Annotated in this window: 16 protein-coding genes; 5 read left to right on the forward strand and 11 right to left on the reverse strand. The window is 45.6% G+C overall.

The window, feature by feature from the left end; genetic code table 11:
- A partial coding sequence (locus tag AACT23_RS02175; RefSeq protein WP_141195538.1) for a retention module-containing protein occupies window positions 1-797 on the reverse strand: 797 nt, incomplete at its 3' end.
- A gap of 432 nt (window positions 798-1229) precedes the next feature.
- Between AACT23_RS02175 and AACT23_RS02180 the strand changes: the two genes are divergently transcribed.
- The 3 genes from AACT23_RS02180 to AACT23_RS02190 all read left to right on the forward strand — a co-directional run bounded on the left by AACT23_RS02180 (window position 1230) and on the right by AACT23_RS02190 (window position 3624).
- Window positions 1230-2540, forward strand: coding sequence for a TolC family outer membrane protein (locus AACT23_RS02180; RefSeq protein WP_013856940.1), 1311 nt, complete (start codon window positions 1230-1232; stop codon window positions 2538-2540).
- Window positions 2521-3156: an OmpA family protein gene (locus AACT23_RS02185; RefSeq protein WP_017042438.1), complete on the forward strand. Its 636-nt coding sequence runs from the start codon at window positions 2521-2523 to the stop codon at window positions 3154-3156. Before AACT23_RS02180 ends, AACT23_RS02185 begins: the two co-directional genes overlap by 20 nt.
- Window positions 3157-3273: 117 nt before the next feature.
- Complete coding sequence (locus tag AACT23_RS02190) at window positions 3274-3624, forward strand: DUF2750 domain-containing protein (protein WP_013856942.1); 351 nt, start codon at window positions 3274-3276, stop codon at window positions 3622-3624.
- Between the two features lie 123 nt (window positions 3625-3747).
- Here the strand turns inward: AACT23_RS02190 and queC are convergent, their stop codons facing one another.
- Window positions 3748-4443 (reverse strand): 7-cyano-7-deazaguanine synthase QueC, encoded by a 696-nt coding sequence (queC, locus tag AACT23_RS02195; RefSeq protein ID WP_176428612.1) that lies wholly within the window; start codon window positions 4441-4443, stop codon window positions 3748-3750.
- 10 nt (window positions 4444-4453) lie between these two features.
- On the reverse strand, window positions 4454-5104 hold the full coding sequence (gene queE / locus AACT23_RS02200) for a 7-carboxy-7-deazaguanine synthase QueE (protein ID WP_176428614.1): 651 nt from the start codon (window positions 5102-5104) through the stop codon (window positions 4454-4456).
- Window positions 5105-5296: 192 nt separating this feature from the next.
- Between queE and yidA the strand changes: the two genes are divergently transcribed.
- Window positions 5297-6115, forward strand: coding sequence for a sugar-phosphatase (gene yidA, locus AACT23_RS02205; protein ID WP_094126983.1), 819 nt, complete (start codon window positions 5297-5299; stop codon window positions 6113-6115).
- Between the two features lie 58 nt (window positions 6116-6173).
- Here the strand turns inward: yidA and AACT23_RS02210 are convergent, their stop codons facing one another.
- The 8 genes from AACT23_RS02210 to AACT23_RS02245 all read right to left on the reverse strand — a co-directional run bounded on the left by AACT23_RS02210 (window position 6174) and on the right by AACT23_RS02245 (window position 17026).
- The gene (locus tag AACT23_RS02210) at window positions 6174-7598 is read right to left on the reverse strand and encodes a bifunctional NUDIX hydrolase/phosphatase PAP2 family protein (RefSeq protein ID WP_094126985.1); all 1425 of its coding nucleotides are present in this window, start codon (window positions 7596-7598) and stop codon (window positions 6174-6176) included.
- Window positions 7599-7627: 29 nt separating this feature from the next.
- Window positions 7628-8110, reverse strand: a complete 483-nt coding sequence (locus AACT23_RS02215) for a GNAT family N-acetyltransferase (protein WP_017046144.1) — start codon at window positions 8108-8110, stop codon at window positions 7628-7630.
- A gap of 223 nt (window positions 8111-8333) precedes the next feature.
- Window positions 8334-10211 (reverse strand): propionyl-CoA synthetase, encoded by a 1878-nt coding sequence (locus tag AACT23_RS02220; protein ID WP_094126987.1) that lies wholly within the window; start codon window positions 10209-10211, stop codon window positions 8334-8336.
- 27 nt (window positions 10212-10238) lie between these two features.
- Window positions 10239-11429, reverse strand: coding sequence for a 2-methylaconitate cis-trans isomerase PrpF (prpF, locus tag AACT23_RS02225; RefSeq protein ID WP_017046146.1), 1191 nt, complete (start codon window positions 11427-11429; stop codon window positions 10239-10241).
- Window positions 11426-14032 (reverse strand): Fe/S-dependent 2-methylisocitrate dehydratase AcnD, encoded by a 2607-nt coding sequence (acnD, locus tag AACT23_RS02230; RefSeq protein WP_094126989.1) that lies wholly within the window; start codon window positions 14030-14032, stop codon window positions 11426-11428. The genes prpF and acnD overlap by 4 nt, the downstream gene beginning before the upstream one ends.
- Before the next feature lie 119 nt (window positions 14033-14151).
- Window positions 14152-15279 (reverse strand): bifunctional 2-methylcitrate synthase/citrate synthase, encoded by a 1128-nt coding sequence (gene prpC, locus AACT23_RS02235; protein WP_094125326.1) that lies wholly within the window; start codon window positions 15277-15279, stop codon window positions 14152-14154.
- 26 nt (window positions 15280-15305) lie between these two features.
- Complete coding sequence (prpB, locus tag AACT23_RS02240) at window positions 15306-16202, reverse strand: methylisocitrate lyase (protein WP_017046149.1); 897 nt, start codon at window positions 16200-16202, stop codon at window positions 15306-15308.
- Between the two features lie 113 nt (window positions 16203-16315).
- Complete coding sequence (locus AACT23_RS02245) at window positions 16316-17026, reverse strand: GntR family transcriptional regulator (protein ID WP_094126991.1); 711 nt, start codon at window positions 17024-17026, stop codon at window positions 16316-16318.
- Between the two features lie 273 nt (window positions 17027-17299).
- Between AACT23_RS02245 and AACT23_RS02250 the strand changes: the two genes are divergently transcribed.
- On the forward strand, window positions 17300-18130 hold the full coding sequence (locus tag AACT23_RS02250) for a hypothetical protein (RefSeq protein ID WP_094126993.1): 831 nt from the start codon (window positions 17300-17302) through the stop codon (window positions 18128-18130).
- The last annotated feature ends 205 nt before the right edge of the window (window positions 18131-18335 follow it).

Genomic DNA, 18335 nt, shown 5'->3' on the forward strand with positions numbered 1-18335 from the left:
CCATTGATGGTGATGGTCACTTGTTGCTCTGTGCCGTCTTCCGATTTCACCGTGAAGGTTTCAGTCAGAGTCTGGTTCTCGTTCAACGCGTCGACCTTCTCGTTGCTGTTATCCAGCACGTAGGTCCACTTGCCGTTCGCATCCACACTGAACGTGCCGTACTGGCCCGGCGCATCGGTTTGCGCCTGGAACTCGTTGTCGGTGTTGTCCACGTCTTTTGAGGTCAAGGTGCCCGTCGCGGTGTTATCCGCCGCGTCTTCGGTCACGCTGCCGCTATCATCGCCTGTGATTTTCGCGCCGTCGTTCGCACCATTGATGCCCGTCACAATTGACCCTAAAGCACTTTGAGAATAGCTTTCTAATAGCGTTAAACTCTGTGTTTCAGAGAGGCCTAGCGCGGTGAGTGCTGACGTGGAGAATTCTGTTGCGGCTATGGTTTCCGAAGCGTCGCGAGCGATGCTGACTGAGCCCGTCGGGCTTGAACCGTTCGATTCACCCGCTGCAGTTGCAAGATCTTCGCCTAGCTGTGTTGGGTCTTGGCCTTGCTCTAATGCTGCGAAAATTTCATTGATGTCATTAGTTATATCTACGTTGCGACCATCGGCGTTAACTCTTGATATTTGTACATCATTATTATTGCCTACATCGTCTTGGGTAGCGTTACTGGCACTGATGATTATTTCACCAGGCAAGGTTTTTTCTCCTGGCTGAAGCACCCGTACATTGCCATTTGCATCCACAACGATCATCTGACCGAAAGTTAATGTTGTACCTAAAGAAAAAGAACCAAGTTCCATATAATGCCTCTAATAACTTCCGAATTCACAACGATGCGACTGTTTACATTCCTACATCTTTGCTACGTAATTTGTCATTTCTAATGGTAATAAATTAGCATTTAACACCTGTAATACAAAGGAAAAACCATTTTTACACCTTCTTATGTGACGTAGGTGGAGACTTAAGTCACACATTTATAGTTTGAATCAATATCACACTAAAGATGTACTTTATTATAAGAACAATCAACAATGTTTAATAAATGTTAATTGATGATTTGGTGTATGATTCTTTGCTAAAATCACGAATGTAATGAATATGTTGCTGTTTACTGATGAGAATTTAATGTTATTTTGTTGCGTTTTTCCATCAAGCGTCTCGATAATGCAACAGCTAATGCCGTACTATTGCGGCTTAAAAGAAGTAGAAGTCCCTAGAGGAGTGCCCAAGTGAATTGGATGAACATGAAAACGTTGAGCTACGCCATCGCACTCAGCTTCCCGATCTCTGTATATAGCCAGACTCTTGAGCAAGCGGTGTCAATAACGCTTGCAACCAATCCAAATATTAAAAGTGCATATAACGAATATGTGAGTAAGCGCTATAATAGCGAAGCCTCTTCTGGTGCTTACCTTCCAAGGATCGATCTCGATGCTGGTATTGGCTACGAAGCGGTTGATTTAGCCTCTGGTACTGAAAATGAACTTACTCGTAAAGAAGCCACCATTACCTTAACCCAACTGATTTGGGATGGTTCTTCGACTTTAAACGATATTGATCGTACTTCGGCTGATGCCGAATCGGTTCGTTTCCAACTCTTAGCTGACGCTCAAGATATCGCATTAGAGGTCACTAAGGTGTATCTCGATGCAACGAAAGCGTTTGAAATACTGACACTTTCTGAAAGCAACCTCTCAGTACATAAGAAAATATATCGTGATATACAAAAGCGTGTGGAATCAGGCATTGGTTCAACCGCTGATCTTTCTCAGGTTGAAGCTCGTTTAGCTAAAGCCCATGGCAATCTTTTAGCTGCACAGAATAATCTGTTTGATATACATACCCAGTTTAAACGGTTGGTAGGTCAACCTCCTCAAGATTTAATTTTCCCTAGAGCAGACCATTCTGCTTTGCCTTTTACCGTTGATGACGCTTTAGAAAAGGCCTACCAAGATCACCCGGTCATCAAAGTAGCGCAAGCCGATGTTGATTCTGCAAAGTTTCAATATAAACAAACTCAGGGAACAAATTACCCAACATTATCTTTCGAAGCTGCACAAACATGGCGTGATGATGCCGGTGGGATAGAAGGTAGCAGCGATGAATTCTCGGCCATGATTAGGATGCGTTACAACCTGTACAATGGTGGTTCAGATTCTGCGCGCACCGACAGTGCTGCCTACCAAATGAACAAAGCGAAAGATTTAAGAGATCGGACTTATCGTAGTGTTGAAGAGGGGTTGCGTTTATCTTGGAGCGCTCTCGATTTGACATTACAACAGAAAGAATTTTTAGCCGATCATGTTGATTCTGCTTCAGATACGGTTATTGCTTATGAAAAACAATATAAGCTCGGCAAGCGAACACTATTGGATGTGTTGAATACTGAAAATGAGCTTTTCGAAGCAAGAAAAGGTTATCTCGATGCCAAATACGATGAACAGTATGCAAAATACCGTGTTATGAATGCAACTGGGTCATTGTTGAGTTCGTTGAGAGTGGATACACCCAAAGAGTGGCATGATGCGGTGGAGTACTAACATGTTGAAATACTTATGGCCAATGATAGCGAGCTTACTCTTTATCACCTCGACGGCTTCATCTGCTAGAGATGATTATCCATATATTGATATGCCACTCGCTGATCAAATAGACGATTTACGTGACGATGATTTTGACGGCGTGATTAATGCCAGAGATTTGTGCCCCGAAACACCATTGAAGTCAGAGATCGATAATGATGGTTGTGGCACTTTCATTAAAACCGAAGAGCAACTCCAGCTTAGAATTCTGTTTGCGAATGATTCAGCAATAGTCAACCCTGTGTTTCTAAGTCAAATACGGTCAATGGCCAATTTTCTCAAGCAATACCCTTCAGCTTCGATTGAATTACAAGGTTATGCCAGTAAGGTTGGGAATCCAGGTTATAACTTAGAGTTATCGAAAAACCGAGCTTATAATGTCGAGAAGGCGCTTGTTAGTTACGGCATTAGCCATACTCGTGTCCGTATTGTTGGTTTTGGTGATACTGAACTGACAGAAAATGGTGATGATGATATTAGCCATGCGATGAATAGAAAAGTTGTCGCCACTGTCGTCGGCCACAAAGGTTCGGTGAAAGAAGAGTGGACCATTTTCACCAAACGCGAGCGTTGAAATCGATATTTATCGAGGATTGGGGCGTTTTCGCCCCTTTTTTCTGTCTAAAATTGTAATGAGTTTACTAGCACAAAATGCTATCCTTGCGCGTCATCACCTTATGAGATAAAGATAATGAGCAAATTAACTGCTGACCTTCAAGCAAACTTAGAATTGTTTATTGAACAAACAAAAGAGACCCAACTAGTATGGGGCTTAAAAAATGAAGATGGTTGGCTGGCATGCGACTCGACAGAATTTGAAAGTAGTGAAGTTATGCCCTTTTGGTCAACCAAAGAAGATGCACAAACTCACAACGTTGAAGAGTGGTCTGACTTCGAAGTGTTAGAAATCCCTCTCGATATTTTCGTAGAAGATTGGTTGATTACCCTTGATGAAGATGGTGTATTAATTGGCACCAACTGGAATGCAAGCTTAGAAGGTAAAGAAGTAGAACCTGCAGATTTGGCCAAAATGTATCTTTAGTACCTTGAACTATTTAGTACCTTGAGCTAAATAATGGGTGTTCTATTTGCACGCTATTCCATTCGCAAACACTAGAACACCCGTTTAAATTTCACTTGATCTATACGTTGATTATTAGATACATCATAAAGTTACAGATTGCTTTTGGTGAAGCGCATTCATCACCAACGCTTTGTTTACTAAATAATCGTTTAAACCCGCTTTACGTAGCTCACATGATGGGCAATCGCCACAACCATCACCAATAATACCGTTATAACAAGTCAGTGTTTCGTGTCTTATGAGTTCGAGAGCATCATGTTGATCCGCCAATGCCCAAGTTTCTGCTTTGTTTAGCCACATTAAAGGAGTACGAATGTTGAATGGGCGATCCATCCCTTGCACCAAAGCACTGTTCATCGCTTTAACAAAGTCATTTCGGCAATCCGGATAACCAGAAAAATCGGTTTCACAAACACCGGTAATTACCTCATCTGCACCTATTTGATACGCGTAAATACCCGCAAGGGTCAAAAACAGAATGTTACGCCCCGGCACAAACGAGTTCGGTAACCCATTCTCTTGTAACTCGTTTGATACTGGAATATCGTCACGAGTGAGTGAACTGATCGCCAACTCATTGAGTAAGCTTACATCCATGACTTTATGTGCAGCTACACCTAACTTTTTCACTAAGGTGCTGGCAACCTCAATCTCGAGTTTATGGCGTTGGCCATAATCAAAGGTGATGGCGTGCACTTCATCAAACTCTTTTAATGCCTGAACCAAACAGGTTGTTGAATCTTGGCCACCACTAAATACCACAACGGCTTTTTTCATTTTCCTCTCCTCAGGCAATACTTAAATATTTATGCGTTTGAATCGATAAACGCCAGTTCCTCGCAATGCATGTTTCAATGCACAATTGGGTTGCCCGCTCTTTCTGACTAATAGGCTGTAAAGCAATCACTGTTGAATCAGGAACTTGCGCTCGCAGCAATAACGTATCTAGCTGTTCAATATCTTTAGCCGTTGCGACGGGGTGCTTGATCTCATTTGCTCTTAACAGAGCTGAATCGAGTACAGGCAGTTTGCCCTTCATTGCAATTTTTGGTGACACTGTCACCCATGTATTTACCGAGGTTTGAACCGGGAATGTGCCGCTGGTTTCAATTTGAATGTGACATCCCATTGCCTCAAATGCTTGCGCAAGTGGACGCAGATCATAAATACACGGTTCACCACCCGTAATTACAATATGTTTAGCATGATAACCCTGTGTTTTATAGATCGACACCATCTCTTCTGCACTGACTGAGCACCAAGTTGGGCTATCTTGGGTTTTGGCTAGCACGTCATTGATTGGGCGTTCATCTTGCGGCGTTGCATCCCACGTCTGCTTTGTATCGCACCAAGCGCATCCCACTGGGCATTCTTGCAAACGAATAAAAACCGCAGGAACGCCGGTATGCACGCCTTCACCTTGAATGGTCTCAAACATTTCATTAATTTTGTACAACGTAAACTCAGCCTAACTCAATATCAAAAAATGCAGGTCGCTGACCTTAATAGATGCCTTGCCTTAGGTCAAACTAAACCCATCACGTGCGTAAAAATTTGACTAAATCAGTGGCGATCACATCTCAACTTGCATAAGCTGCTGGCTTTCTTCTTCACTTAATTTAGGTAAGTCATGTATAAACTCATCGCTTTAGATATGGACGGTACTCTTCTCAATAGCCAAAAACAGATCACAGCCAGAACAAAACAGGCTATAGCCAAAGCTCGTGAAAAAGGAGTTAGAGTTGTGCTGGCGTCTGGACGTCCCATTGATGGCATGCGCGATAAGTTGCAAGAACTGCATTTAAACTCAAATGAGGATTTTGTCCTTTACTACAACGGCTCAATGGTTCAAAACATTGGCAGTGGTGAAATTATTCATCACAAAATTATCGATGGCCGCTCTGCAAAATTAGTCGCTAACCTTGCTAACCAACTTAACGTGAATACACACGCCTTTAGCCAAGTTCATGGTCTGATCACGCCTAAAATCAGTGAATATACCGAGCTTGAAGCAAGAATCAACGGACTGCCGATCACGGAAATGGATTTTGAACAGCTTGAAGATGATCATCCCATCATCAAAGCAATGATTGTGGCAGAGCCGAGCTTGCTACAAAAAGCCATTGAACAACTTCCTCCGGAACTCTATCAGCAGTTTACTATTGTACAAAGTGCACCATTTTTTCTGGAATTCCTAAACACACAGAGTAATAAAGGCGTCGGTGTCAAAGCGATTGCTGAGCACTTGGGGATCGAGGCTAAACACATTATTTGTATGGGAGATGCTGAAAATGATCATCACATGCTGCAATACGCAGGACTTGGAATTGCAATGGCAAATGCGATGGAACAAACGAAGCAGCTAGCCGACTATATTACACTCAGTAACGACGACGATGGTGTGGCAGTTGCTATAGAAAAATTTGTACTCGGTGAGTCTCACAAATAGGCATTAAAGACGCCTCAGTCGAGGCGTCTTTAATCGGGATGTGGACTAAACAACCAGGTTAAGCACGGCATTTTCTCATGAACCATGCAAAGATGAGCATGAGTAGTGGCAAGCGGAGCGTCTCAACCATTAAAGAGAAAATACTGCTGTATGAAACGAGCGTGGCACCAAATAACACCACTTGATTGAGTGCTAATAACAAAATGATCAGCAGCCACATTCGTTGAAAAGTGATGTGTAGTGGTTCAGTGCTCTTTGTCATAACTAAAGCCGATGCCGTCAGCAAAATGGCTAACCAAGCGGTGAAACTAGGCAAGGGCCAGATCATAACCAGCAGTGCAACCGTGATCGTTAAACCCCACCATACCCCACGCGAACCCAGCAGTGTTCTGACGTCGGTATAAGATTGTTCATCTAAACGAACAATATGCCACGCAACCAGAGCGCCCAACAATCCACCTATCACCATATCGCTGATGAAGGCTTCCCCAATATAGAATTTGGCCAACATTAATAGCCCCATCAACACGATAAAACCCACAAACATTCGGTTGAAATCGAGATGATCAAAAGCTCGCAATAGTGATATCCCTACACCAAACCAAACTGCAATCGGTAAACTTGGAAAACCGTACCCGTAACTTTGGCAAAGTTCCAACAGTGGTATATAGGCATGAGGTCTTGGTAATGCAAATCCTTGCTGAGCCACCAATGACAATAATGAACTCACGGTAACCACAAAAAATATCTTATAAACAGACTCTTTACCCAGATAACAGGCAATCACTGGAAACAAAACTATCAGCAATAAAGGATCCGTCAGTTTGGTGATCCATACTGCGATTTGATAAATCGACGAACTCAGCGTATACGGCCATTCCGCGACCGTATTCTGCAATTTCATCATCCAGCCTAATTCGATTTGGTGAAACCGAGGCGCAGCAGAAACCAGATTCTCTACATAAATCACGGGTTGGCTATCCGCTTCTTGATACATGGTTTTGATCCGATCCCATTGCTCAGGGTAACGATACTGACTTGCATCAATACGATACGGATCGATCAGCATTGCGCTAGCAACCTCGACACCATAATGAGGAGCAAACCAAATAGGCAACTCATGTCCATTACGGCTATTTTTTGACTTAAAAGCAATCACATCGGAATCACTGCGACAGCTGTAAACGACAGCCGTATCCGTATACCCCAACGTGCGCCCTACCGTTACAACAAGGCCCGTTTCTTCCCATGTTTCTCTTTGCGCGGCCAATTCTGGAGATTCACCGGGAGATATCGTCCCTCCTGGCAATGAAATCTGCTTGGTGATCACCTCGTTAACGAGCACGATCTTATGATCGGCTTTAACTAGGCATAGGGCACCACGAATATTATCTGGTAGCGTTACCGGTTGTTGAGCAACACCAACACTTGACCAGAACAACGACAGCAAACAGACACTCAACAATGAAAACTGTTTTAACACATTAAAAATCCATGATTATTATTATCGAATTACTTGCTATCGATTGACTTTCTTAACCAATGTATATGCGATGAAAAACCAGAACGTTGATAAAAAGACTGCGCTCCTTGGTTAAAATCCCACACTTCGACAAAGACTTGGGTAATACCGTACTCTTTTAATGTCTGTTCCATTTTTTGAAACAGCTGCTGTGCGATATGCTGCTGACGATATTGTGGCTCAACGTAAAGCTCATCAATACTGCCCATTGGTACCGCTTTGCTCACGCTTGAAATTAACTCGCAAAAGTGACCCGATATAAATCCCACAATTTGACTGTCTATTTTGGCAACGTAAACCAAACATTCCGGATCATCTAAATAACGAGCAATACTTTTTTCTTGTTCAATCTCTTCTGCTGTTTTGAAATGCTCAGGGCAAGCAAGGTGATGCTCATGATGAAGGTCATACATCAACTGATTCAGTTGCGGTAAATCACGATCACAAGCAGGAGTTATGATAACTAACGACATATTTCGCGCTCTGAATGAATAAAGCTTTGGCCGTGATTCTATAAGATAGTGATTAAAAAATATATCTTCATGCGTAGTGTTTTTGGTCGATTGAGCGCTAATCTCGTCTTAGAACTAAGACAGATGAACTAAGAGAAACAAATAAAATGCGGATTGCAAATTGGCAATAAAAACGCCTCATTCATCTGAGGCGCCTCAATTAATCGTCAACTATAGGTAGCCGCTAGTGATGGAGCGCTTTTTCTAACTCACTCAAGCTCATTGGGTCATCAATTGTTGAAGGGACAGCATACTCTTCGCCATCGGCAATTTGTCGAATGACTCGACGCAGAATTTTACCAGAGCGCGTTTTGGGTAAACGATCAACAATTAACGCATGCTTAAAGCACGCTACCGCACCAATTTCACTGCGCACTTTGTTAACAAGTTCTTGTTCCAACTCGCGCTCATCCACCTTAACGCCATCTTTGAGTACCACCAACCCTAGCGGCAACTGCCCTTTCAGCTCGTCATACACTCCGACTACAGCACATTCGGCAACCGCAGGATGAGCACCGACGATTTCTTCCATCTCCCCCGTAGATAAACGATGGCCTGCAACGTTTATCACATCATCAATTCGCCCCATGATGAAGAGATAACCCTCTTCATCTAAATAGCCACCATCACCAGAAACATAGTAACCGTCAAATTGAGCAAGGTAACCGGACTCAAATCGTTCGTGATCACGCCATACCGTCGCTAAACAACTTGGTGGTAAGGGGCGTTTCAACGCCACAAACCCTTGTTGATTGGCGGGCATCACTTCACCTAGCTCATTGAGAATCTCGACCTGATAACCGGGAATCGGTTTCGTTGCTGACCCCGCTTTAATTGGCATTGACTCAAGCCCTATCGGATTTCCAGCAATCGCCCAACCGGTTTCGGTTTGCCACCAATGGTCAACTACTGGCTTTTGAGTGTGCTGTTCTACCCATTCAAGTGTCGGCGGGTCAAGACGTTCTCCGGCCATAAAAATAGTGGTTAAAGTGGATAAATCATAATGTTTGAGTAGATCGCCATTGGGATCTTCTTTTTTGATGGCGCGAAAGGCGGTAGGCGCAGAAAAAAGTACGTCCACCTTATACTCTTGGCACACTCGCCAAAATGCAGCCGGATCGGGTGTGCGTACCGGTTTACCTTCATACAAAATAGTGGTGCAACCGTGAATCAAGGGCGCATAAACAATGTAAGAGTGACCGACTACCCACCCCACGTCCGACGCAGCCCAAAAAACACCTTGTTGAGGCATATTGTAGATGGTTGACATGGAGTACTTCATCGCGACTGCATGACCACCGTTGTCGCGCACCACCCCTTTGGGTTTGCCTGTCGTACCTGATGTGTAAAGAATATAAAGCGGATCGGTCGCCAAAACCGGCACACAATCATGCGACGGTGCTTCTTTAACGGCTCGATTCCACTCTAGATCTCGCTCATTATTTAAGTCAGCCACATGCTCCGAGCGTTGTAACACCACCACTTTTTCCGGCTTCCATTTGCTGTCTAAAATGGCACGGTCAACTAAGGGTTTGTAGGGTAAAATCTTATTGATTTCGATACCGCAAGATGCCGTCATAATCACTTTCGGTTCAGCATCTTCAATACGTACCGCTAATTCATTGGGTGCAAAACCGCCAAAAACGACAGAGTGAATCGCGCCAAGCCGTGCACAAGCGAGCATCGCCATCACTGCTTCCGGGATCATTGGCATATAAATGATCACCCGATCGCCTTTAGCAACACCTTGCATTGCCAGCATTCCCGCCACTTTCGCTACCTGATCTCGTAATTGTGTATAGCTGTATTGACGCTTTCTTCCGGTCACTGGGGAATCATAAATCAGCGCGGTTTGTTCACCTCGCCCCTCTTCACAATGATAATCTAGCGCCAACCAACAGGTATTGAGTACACCATCGGTAAACCAGCGTTCAATGCCATGCTCATCTTTTTGTAAGATAGTTTGGGGAAACTCAAACCACTCAATCTGCCGAGCTTGAGCCTGCCAAAATGATTCAGGTTCAGATTGAGCCCATTGATATTCCTTTAAATATGCCGACATAACATTTCCCTTAACATGATTTGAGGCTTAACGATGGACTCGCACCCAACCTTCCATTAACACCCGCGCGCTGCGGCTCATACTGGCTTTCTCTATTCCCCAATGACCCTCTCGTAAAACGGCTTTAGCACCCACTTTCAGCGTACCGGATGGATGACCAAAAGTGACCGATTCTTTTGCTCCACCGCCCGCCAACATATTCACTAACGTCCCAGGGACACTGGCCGCTGAAGCGATGGCCACGGCGGCCGTTCCCATCATCGCATGATGCAGTTTTCCCATAGACAGCGCGCGCACCACAATATCGACATCGTTCGCCGATACCGCTTTACCACTGGATGACAAATAGGATTGCGCTTTTGCTACAAACGCTACTTTAGGCGTATGTTGGCGCAGTTGGGCTTGTTCAATATGCTCAATCAAACCCATTTTCACAGCGCCATAAGCGCGAATTGCTTCAAACATCGCCAAGGCATGATCATCATTGTTGATCGCCTCTTGCAGCTCAGTACCTTGATAACCGATGTCGTGAGCATCGATAAAAATCGTCGGAATGCCCGCATTAATGAGCGTTGCATTCAAGGTTCCCATGCCAGGGATTTGCAGTTGGTCGAGCACATTTCCGGTTGGGAACATCACACCGCTATCATCGGCAGGATCGAGAAAATCAACCGCAATTTCAGCAGCGGGAAAAGTCACCCCATCGAGTTCGAAATCACCACACTCTTGCACTTCACCCTGCTCAATTGGCACATGGATGAGAATGGTTTTGCCAATGTTGGCTTGCCAAACGCGAACCGTCACTACACCGTTATTAGGGATCCGTTCTGGGTCGATAAAACCGCTGTGAATCGCAAATGGCCCTACCGCCGCAGAAAGGTTACCGCAGTTGCCGCTCCAGTCTACGAACGCTTTGTCTATCGAAACTTGGCCGAACAAATAATCCACATCGTGATCGGCTTGCTCACTTTTGGATAGAATCACGGCTTTGCTGGTGCTAGAACTTGCGCCGCCCATGCCATCAATTTGTTTGCCATAAGGATCGGGGCTACCAATGACACGCAACAGCAGTTGATCTCGCGCCTCTCCCGCTTGCTGAGCCTCTTTGGGTAAATCTTCAAGCCGAAAAAACACGCCCTTACTGGTGCCGCCGCGCATATACATCGCCGGAATTTTTAATGAGTTACTCACCTGATACTCCTTTATCCTTAGCGTCATTGAGCCAGAAAATCTTGCGCAAAACGCTGCAATACGCCACCGGCCTGATACACACTGACTTCATCAGCCGTGTCTAAACGACAAGTCACCGTAACCTTCTGCTGTTCGCCCTTATTTGCGCCTTGCGTACGCGTGATCACCAAGGTTAAGTCGACGCCCGGCTTAATATCTCCCACCACATCATAAAGCTCAGTACCATCGAGTTGCAGTGTGTGGCGGTCTGTTCCCGTTTTAAATTGCAGTGGCAGAACACCCATCCCGACTAAATTCGTGCGATGGATCCGTTCAAACCCCTCGGCAACAATGGCTTCAACTCCCGCCAAACGTACACCTTTCGCCGCCCAATCACGTGACGAACCTTGCCCATAATCGGCCCCAGCAATAATGATCAATGGCTGCTTACGATCCATATAAGTCTCTATCACTTCCCACATGCGGGTAACCAAGCCTTCAGGTTCAATACGCGCTAATGAACCTTGCTTTACTTTGCCCTCCTCTTGCACCATCTCATTGAACAGTTTGGGGTTAGCAAAAGTGGCGCGTTGCGCGGTCAGATGGTCACCACGATGCGTGGCATAGGAGTTAAAATCTTGCTCCGGAACGCCCATTTTGAGCAAATATTCCCCAGCAGCACTGGTCGCTAAAATTGCGTTCGATGGCGATAAATGATCCGTAGTGATGTTGTCACCTAAAATCGCCAAAGGTCGCATGGCTGACAACCGACGTTCACCCGCTAACGCACCTTCCCAATAAGGCGGACGACGGATATAAGTGCTCATGGGGCGCCAATCATAAAGTGGCTTTTGTTTGGCCATGTGCTCATCTAATTTAAACATCTGAATGTAGATTTGTTTGAACTGTTCGGGCTTAACATGGCGCGCCACCACATCATCGATCTCTTCATCGGTTGGCCATAAGTCATTGAGGTAAATCGGCTTGCCTTGCGAATCTATTCCCAACGCGTCTTTTTCAATATCAAAACGAATCGTACCCGCAAGTGCATACGCCACCACCAATGGCGGAGAGGCAAGAAAAGCCTGTTTCGCATAGGGATGAATGCGGCCATCAAAGTTTCGGTTACCTGATAGCACAGCCGTAGTATAGAGATCGCGTTCAATGATTTGCTGCTCAATCATAGGATCAAGCGCGCCACTCATACCATTACAGGTGGTGCATGCATAAGCGACGATGCCAAAACCGAGCTGTTCTAGCTCAGGCAGCAGGCCAGCTTCCTCTAAATAAAGTTTGGCTACTTTTGAGCCCGGTGCAAAGGAGGTTTTGACCCAAGGTTTGCGAACCAAACCCAATTGATTAGCCTTTTTCGCCAGCAACGCGGCGGCCATGACATTGCGCGGATTACTGGTATTGGTGCACGAAGTAATGGCGGCGATGATCACTGCGCCATCAGGTAATTCGCCTTCTTTGGTTTGCCACGCCCCCGCAATACCGCGCTCGGTCAGTTCGCTTGTCGGCAAACGGCGATGAGGATTTGAAGGCCCGGCTAAATTGCGCTGTACACTTGAGAGATCAAACTCCAGCACCCGTTCGTATTGCGCTTCAATCAAATCATCGGCCCATAAGCCCGTTTGCTTAGCGTACTGTTCAACCAAGGCTACTTGCTGTGCGTCTCGACCCGTGAGTTTGAGATAGTTGATGGTTTGCTCATCAATATAGAACATGCCTGCGGTTGCACCATATTCAGGTGTCATATTGGAAAGCGTTGCGCGATCGCCAATCGTCAATGCGCGAGCGCCTTCTCCGAAAAACTCTAGATAACAAGACACCACGCGCTGATTTCGCAAGAACTCCGTAATGGCAAGCACAATGTCGGTCGCGGTGATCCCCGCTTGGCGTTGACCGGTTAGTTTAACGCCGACAATATCGGGCAGACGCATCATCGAAGGGCGACCTAACATCACTGTTTCGGCTTCTAACCCACCGACGCCAATCGCCAGCACGCCTAATGAATCGACATGAGGAGTATGGCTGTCAGTACCGACACAAGTATCTGGAAATGCTAAGCCGTTTTTCACTTGGATGACGGGCGACATTTTTTCTAAGTTAATCTGGTGCATGATGCCATTACCCGCCGGAATAACGCTGACATTTTCAAAGGCGGTTTTGCACCATTCGATGAAGTGAAAGCGATCTTCATTGCGGCGATCTTCAATCGCACGGTTTTTTTCAAACGCGTCAGCTTCGAAGCCAGCATGTTCAACCGCGAGTGAGTGATCGACAATCAGTTGCGTTTCCACCACAGGGTTTACTTTGGATGGATCACCGCCTTGCTGAGCAATCGCGTCTCTTAACCCCGCCAAGTCCACTAAAGCGGTTTGTCCTAAAATGTCGTGGCACACCACACGCGCCGGATACCACGGGAAGTCGAGATCGCGCTTACGCTCAATCAGCTGTTTCAGCGAATCAACCAATGTGTGCGGCTCACAGCGGCGGACTAAGTTTTCCGCCAGTATCCGTGAGGTATAAGGCAGCCGATCATACGCTCCGGCTTGGATATCATTGACCGCTTCTCGTGCATCAAAATACTCCAGCGCGGTCACTGGTAATACTTTTTTGTATTGGCTGTTGATCGTTTGATGACTCATCAATTCCACCCATAAAACTGTCTATTCGAAACATTGTCTATTCAAAACATCGTCTAGCGAGCTAGGTTTTACCTGCCATCAAACCATACACCAAAGGAGCATGGCTTGATTTCATCCCATTAACGCTGCTCTATTGGTATCCACTCTTGATGTTCAGGACCGTCATAATCGGCACTTGGGCGAATAATTCGGTTATTAGCGCGCTGCTCAAACACATGAGCGGCCCAGCCGGTTAATCGACTCATCACAAAAATAGGGGTAAATAATGGCGTAGGAATACCCATAAAATGGTAGGCCGAAGCGTGGAAGAAATCCGCATTACAAAATAGGTCTTTCTCACGTTTCATCACCGCTTCAACACGTTCTGATACCGCGTACAAATGCGTATCACCCACCGCTTCAGATAACGCTTTTGACCAACGTTTGATCAATGCGTTACGCGGGTCACTTTCACGATAAATAGCATGACCAAAACCCATTATTTTGTCTTTATTAGCCAACATTTGCAGAATATTGGCCTCAGCTTCGTCCGGTGTTTGCCAGCGTTCGATCATCGCCATCGCCGCTTCATTGGCTCCACCATGCAACGGGCCACGCAGTGTGCCAATCGCCCCGGTTACGCAAGAGTGAATATCTGACAGCGTAGAAGCACAGACGCGCGCGGCAAACGTTGATGCATTAAACTCGTGCTCTGCGTACAGAATCAATGAGCAATGCATCACCTGCTTATGCAGCTCGCTCGGTGCTTTTCCTGTCAGCATTTTTAAGAAGTAGCCACCAATGCATGCTTCGCTTTGATCTTCAGTGTCAATCCGGATGCCTTGGTGGCTGAAACGATACCAATAACAGATAATAGCGGGGAAAAGTGCCAACATCCGTTCGGTCGCACTCAACTGCTCAGCAAAACTGTGCTCGGTTTCAAGGTTGCCTAAAACTGAACAGCCGGTGCGCATTACGTCCATTGGATGTGTACTGGCTGGTAGAAGCTCTAGCGCGGCTTTTAACGGCTGCGGTAAACCTCGTAATCCCATTAAGCGGGTTTTGTACTGGTCAAGTTCACTTTGATTAGGTAAATGGCCAATCAATAACAGATGAGCGACCTCTTCAAACTGTGCATGGTTGGCAAGATCGGTGATGTCATAACCTCGATAAGTTAGACCCGTCCCAGTTTTTCCGACAGTACATAAAGCGGTGACTCCCGCGCTTTGACCGCGCAGACCTGCGCCGCCCAGTGGTGCGTTTGACATGTTGAACTCCTTTTCCTTTGTTTTTATTATTCCTTTGATGAAAAAAGCTCGTCGAGCTTATCTTCGTAATCGTGGTAATTGAGATAGTCATACAGCTCGCTACGGGTTTGCATGCTATCGAGCAAAGCTTGTTGGTTGCCCTGCTCTAATAAATGACGATAGACATTCTCAGCCGCTTTATTCATCGCACGAAACGCACTCAATGGGTAAAGCACCATATCCACTTTCACTTGAGCAAGTTCTGCACATGGGTAGAGCGGCGTCTGCCCAAACTCAGTAATGTTGGCTAAAATCGGTACTGACTTACCACAAGCTGCGCTTAACGCGGTGGAGAAACGATCGTACTGCTCAAGAGTGGTCATCGCTTCGGGGAAAATCATATCGGCTCCGGCCTGCACGCAAGCAATGGCACGTTCAATGGCGCTATCAATGCCTTCCACCGCTAACGCATCGGTGCGCGCCATGATCACAAACTCTGGGTTCACTCGTGCATCTACCGCGGCTTTTACGCGATCAACCATCTCTTGCTGGCTGACGATCGCTTTATTAGGGCGGTGCCCGCAGCGTTTCTGCGCAACTTGATCTTCCATATGCACGGCAGCAGCGCCCGCTTTTTCCATCGCTTTGATAGTGCGAGCAATGCTAAATGCGCCGCCAAAACCGGTATCAATATCCACCAGCAAAGGCAAATCACACGCATTGGTGATGCGCTCAACATCCACCAGCACATCATTTAATGTGGTGATACCTAAATCGGGCAAACCATACGAAGCGTTAGCGATGCCACCACCCGACAGATAAATGGCTTGGTGGCCTAAACGTTTGGCCATCATTGCGCAATAGGGATTGATCGTGCCGACAATCTGCAGTGGATCATTTTGTTGAACAGCGAGTCTAAATTTCGCCCCCTGACTTAAGCTCATGAGATTCTCCTAATCAGTCGCTTGGTTATCGCCCTTATTCAAGGCCGCTCTATGCGTGGTTCTTGGTTTGCTTCATTGCAGGCATGATTATTTTCTACCCACAGCCCTGTGGCTTACTCTTTTACTATCTGCTGTTCAATCAAGATTCGACTGCCCGAAATATGGCGCCGCATCAACATCTCAGCCAGTTCTTCATCGCCGTTTTTGATCGCTTGTAGAATGTATTTGTGCTCATCCAACGCCTCCTTCGGGCGTGAATGTGAGCGTGGCGATTGATAACGATACATGCGCAGTAAGTGATAGAGCTCATCACACAATAAAGTCACTAATTTATGATTACGGCTGGCTTTGATGATGCGGTAATGAAAGTCAAAATCACCGTGTTGATGGAAATAGGAAGCCCCTTCGACTTGCTCAATATGATTCGAATGTGTCGACAATAATGCCTCTAGCCCTTGTAATTCAGAGGACGAAATGTTGCGCGCCGCTAACCTTGCCGCCATACCCTCTAACGCTTCGCGTACTGCATAAAGCTCTACCAACTTACCGGGTGACAACTCAATGACTCGCGCGCCCACATGTGAAACACGTTCGATCAACCCCAAGCCTTCCACACGCATTATCGCTTCACGCAGTGGCCCACGGCTGACTTGAAAACGTTTGGCGAGTTCGGGTTCTGAAATCTTGCTGCCCGGTGCTATACGCCCTTCAACAATCGCCTCAATCAGATACTCCGTAAGGTTTTCCGATTTGGTGTTCTCTTTTTCTCGTTCAACAGCGTGTGATTTTGTATCAGTACTGTTTAGTGTTAGTGCACTATTCATCTTGTTATCGCTCACAGGTTGGATTCATGCTGAGACGCAAAGCACTCACACACTTATATGTGTTAACAATTATTAAAATTTATTGTTAAAATAGACCATAAAACCATCAATAATCAATAAAATTGTCGACACATTAGACTAATGTATAAGAAACTTAATGATTAAATTTGAACCAGAAGAAGATAAAACTCTGTGAGCTTGAAAAGAGAAAAGTGTCGATTTCGCAGATAGAATAAGCAGTGCAACCCATTACCGATGACACGGCCGTCACTTATGAATCTTTGCAAGAGAATCACGCACTCTCCTTTTGGTTACGCTCTCGCCTGCTCGTTGCTCTTATCTGGATGCATTGCTTACAACAGTAAACCGAAAAATCCGCGCAGCTACCCACTACTGAGTGAGGCGATCTATTCTGAAGATGATCTTTCATTGGCAGACAACCCAAATATTATTCGCACGGCAATAGAGCAGAATCAATCGGTTACGATCAATGACCTCAACGCGCTAACAAGCCAGTTACCTATTGTTTTTCCTGAATTAAATTTACACCTTGAGCAAGAACACTCATTTGATGCTCGCTTATTTCAAAGCGCAGTACAGCAACTTGTTGCTCAATTTGCTTGTGAATTGTACAGCAGCCAGCAAATGCCCGATTCGGTTCAAATGTGTGCAAACGATGGCCGTGTAACACCGAACAACTTAGGTTATTTGCCTTTCCAGCAAGGCAAGTATTCGGGTGAGCGCTTAACGGTTCATCGACATTCTCTACCGCAAGGTTCTCAATCGCAAAGTGTAGCTGTTGATCTCTATCTTAAAAGCACATCGGAGCGACCACTGAGTTCAATATGGGGCTCGACGCATACTTTAGGGCGGTTCCATGGATCGCACTTTTCATCGGACAGTGTGGTACTCACCGTCTACTTCGAAGGGCATGTGTTAGATGAGCGTCATCAATGGCAAGCCCAATATCCCGAACCTTTGATCTTTTTCTTACTGCTGCCCAGTATCACGACCTTACTTCAACAAGGTAATGACACCTCAGCTGCGCAATTTGCAATGAATAACACCCGATTACTGCTCGTAGATAGTGAGACAAGACGCTAGCGAAGACTCGTCACACAACGCAGTAAAATAACGCCGTGAACTTTATGAACAAAAACGTTTTTATGCCCTATATTGTTTTTATCTACGCATTAGAGACAAACCTGTAACAGGTTATTAACTTAAAGTATCTGCATTAGATCATTGATGCAGTCATGATAACAACGATAAGCACCCTATCTCCGCCTGCAGCATTCAGTCACAAACG

The sequence above is a fragment of the Vibrio sp. V09_P4A23P171 genome (assembly GCF_963875615.1).
GTDB classification, from domain to species: domain Bacteria; phylum Pseudomonadota; class Gammaproteobacteria; order Enterobacterales; family Vibrionaceae; genus Vibrio; species Vibrio anguillarum.

What these genes read in the sequence shown, in the direction of transcription:
- AACT23_RS02185 (WP_017042438.1), top strand. Translation starts at nt 2,521, where the DNA reads ATGATGCGGTGGAGTACTAACATGTTGAAATACTTATGGCCAATGATA.
- AACT23_RS02190 (WP_013856942.1), top strand. Translation starts at nt 3,274, where the DNA reads ATGAGCAAATTAACTGCTGACCTTCAAGCAAACTTAGAATTGTTTATT.
- queC (WP_176428612.1), bottom strand. Translation starts at nt 4,443, where the DNA reads ATGAAAAAAGCCGTTGTGGTATTTAGTGGTGGCCAAGATTCAACAACC.
- queE (WP_176428614.1), bottom strand. Translation starts at nt 5,104, where the DNA reads ATGTTTGAGACCATTCAAGGTGAAGGCGTGCATACCGGCGTTCCTGCG.
- yidA (WP_094126983.1), top strand. Translation starts at nt 5,297, where the DNA reads ATGTATAAACTCATCGCTTTAGATATGGACGGTACTCTTCTCAATAGC.
- AACT23_RS02215 (WP_017046144.1), bottom strand. Translation starts at nt 8,110, where the DNA reads ATGTCGTTAGTTATCATAACTCCTGCTTGTGATCGTGATTTACCGCAA.
- AACT23_RS02220 (WP_094126987.1), bottom strand. Translation starts at nt 10,211, where the DNA reads ATGTCGGCATATTTAAAGGAATATCAATGGGCTCAATCTGAACCTGAA.
- prpF (WP_017046146.1), bottom strand. Translation starts at nt 11,429, where the DNA reads ATGACGCTAAGGATAAAGGAGTATCAGGTGAGTAACTCATTAAAAATT.
- acnD (WP_094126989.1), bottom strand. Translation starts at nt 14,032, where the DNA reads ATGAGTCATCAAACGATCAACAGCCAATACAAAAAAGTATTACCAGTG.
- prpC (WP_094125326.1), bottom strand. Translation starts at nt 15,279, where the DNA reads ATGTCAAACGCACCACTGGGCGGCGCAGGTCTGCGCGGTCAAAGCGCG.
- prpB (WP_017046149.1), bottom strand. Translation starts at nt 16,202, where the DNA reads ATGAGCTTAAGTCAGGGGGCGAAATTTAGACTCGCTGTTCAACAAAAT.
- AACT23_RS02245 (WP_094126991.1), bottom strand. Translation starts at nt 17,026, where the DNA reads ATGAATAGTGCACTAACACTAAACAGTACTGATACAAAATCACACGCT.
- AACT23_RS02250 (WP_094126993.1), top strand. Translation starts at nt 17,300, where the DNA reads ATGAATCTTTGCAAGAGAATCACGCACTCTCCTTTTGGTTACGCTCTC.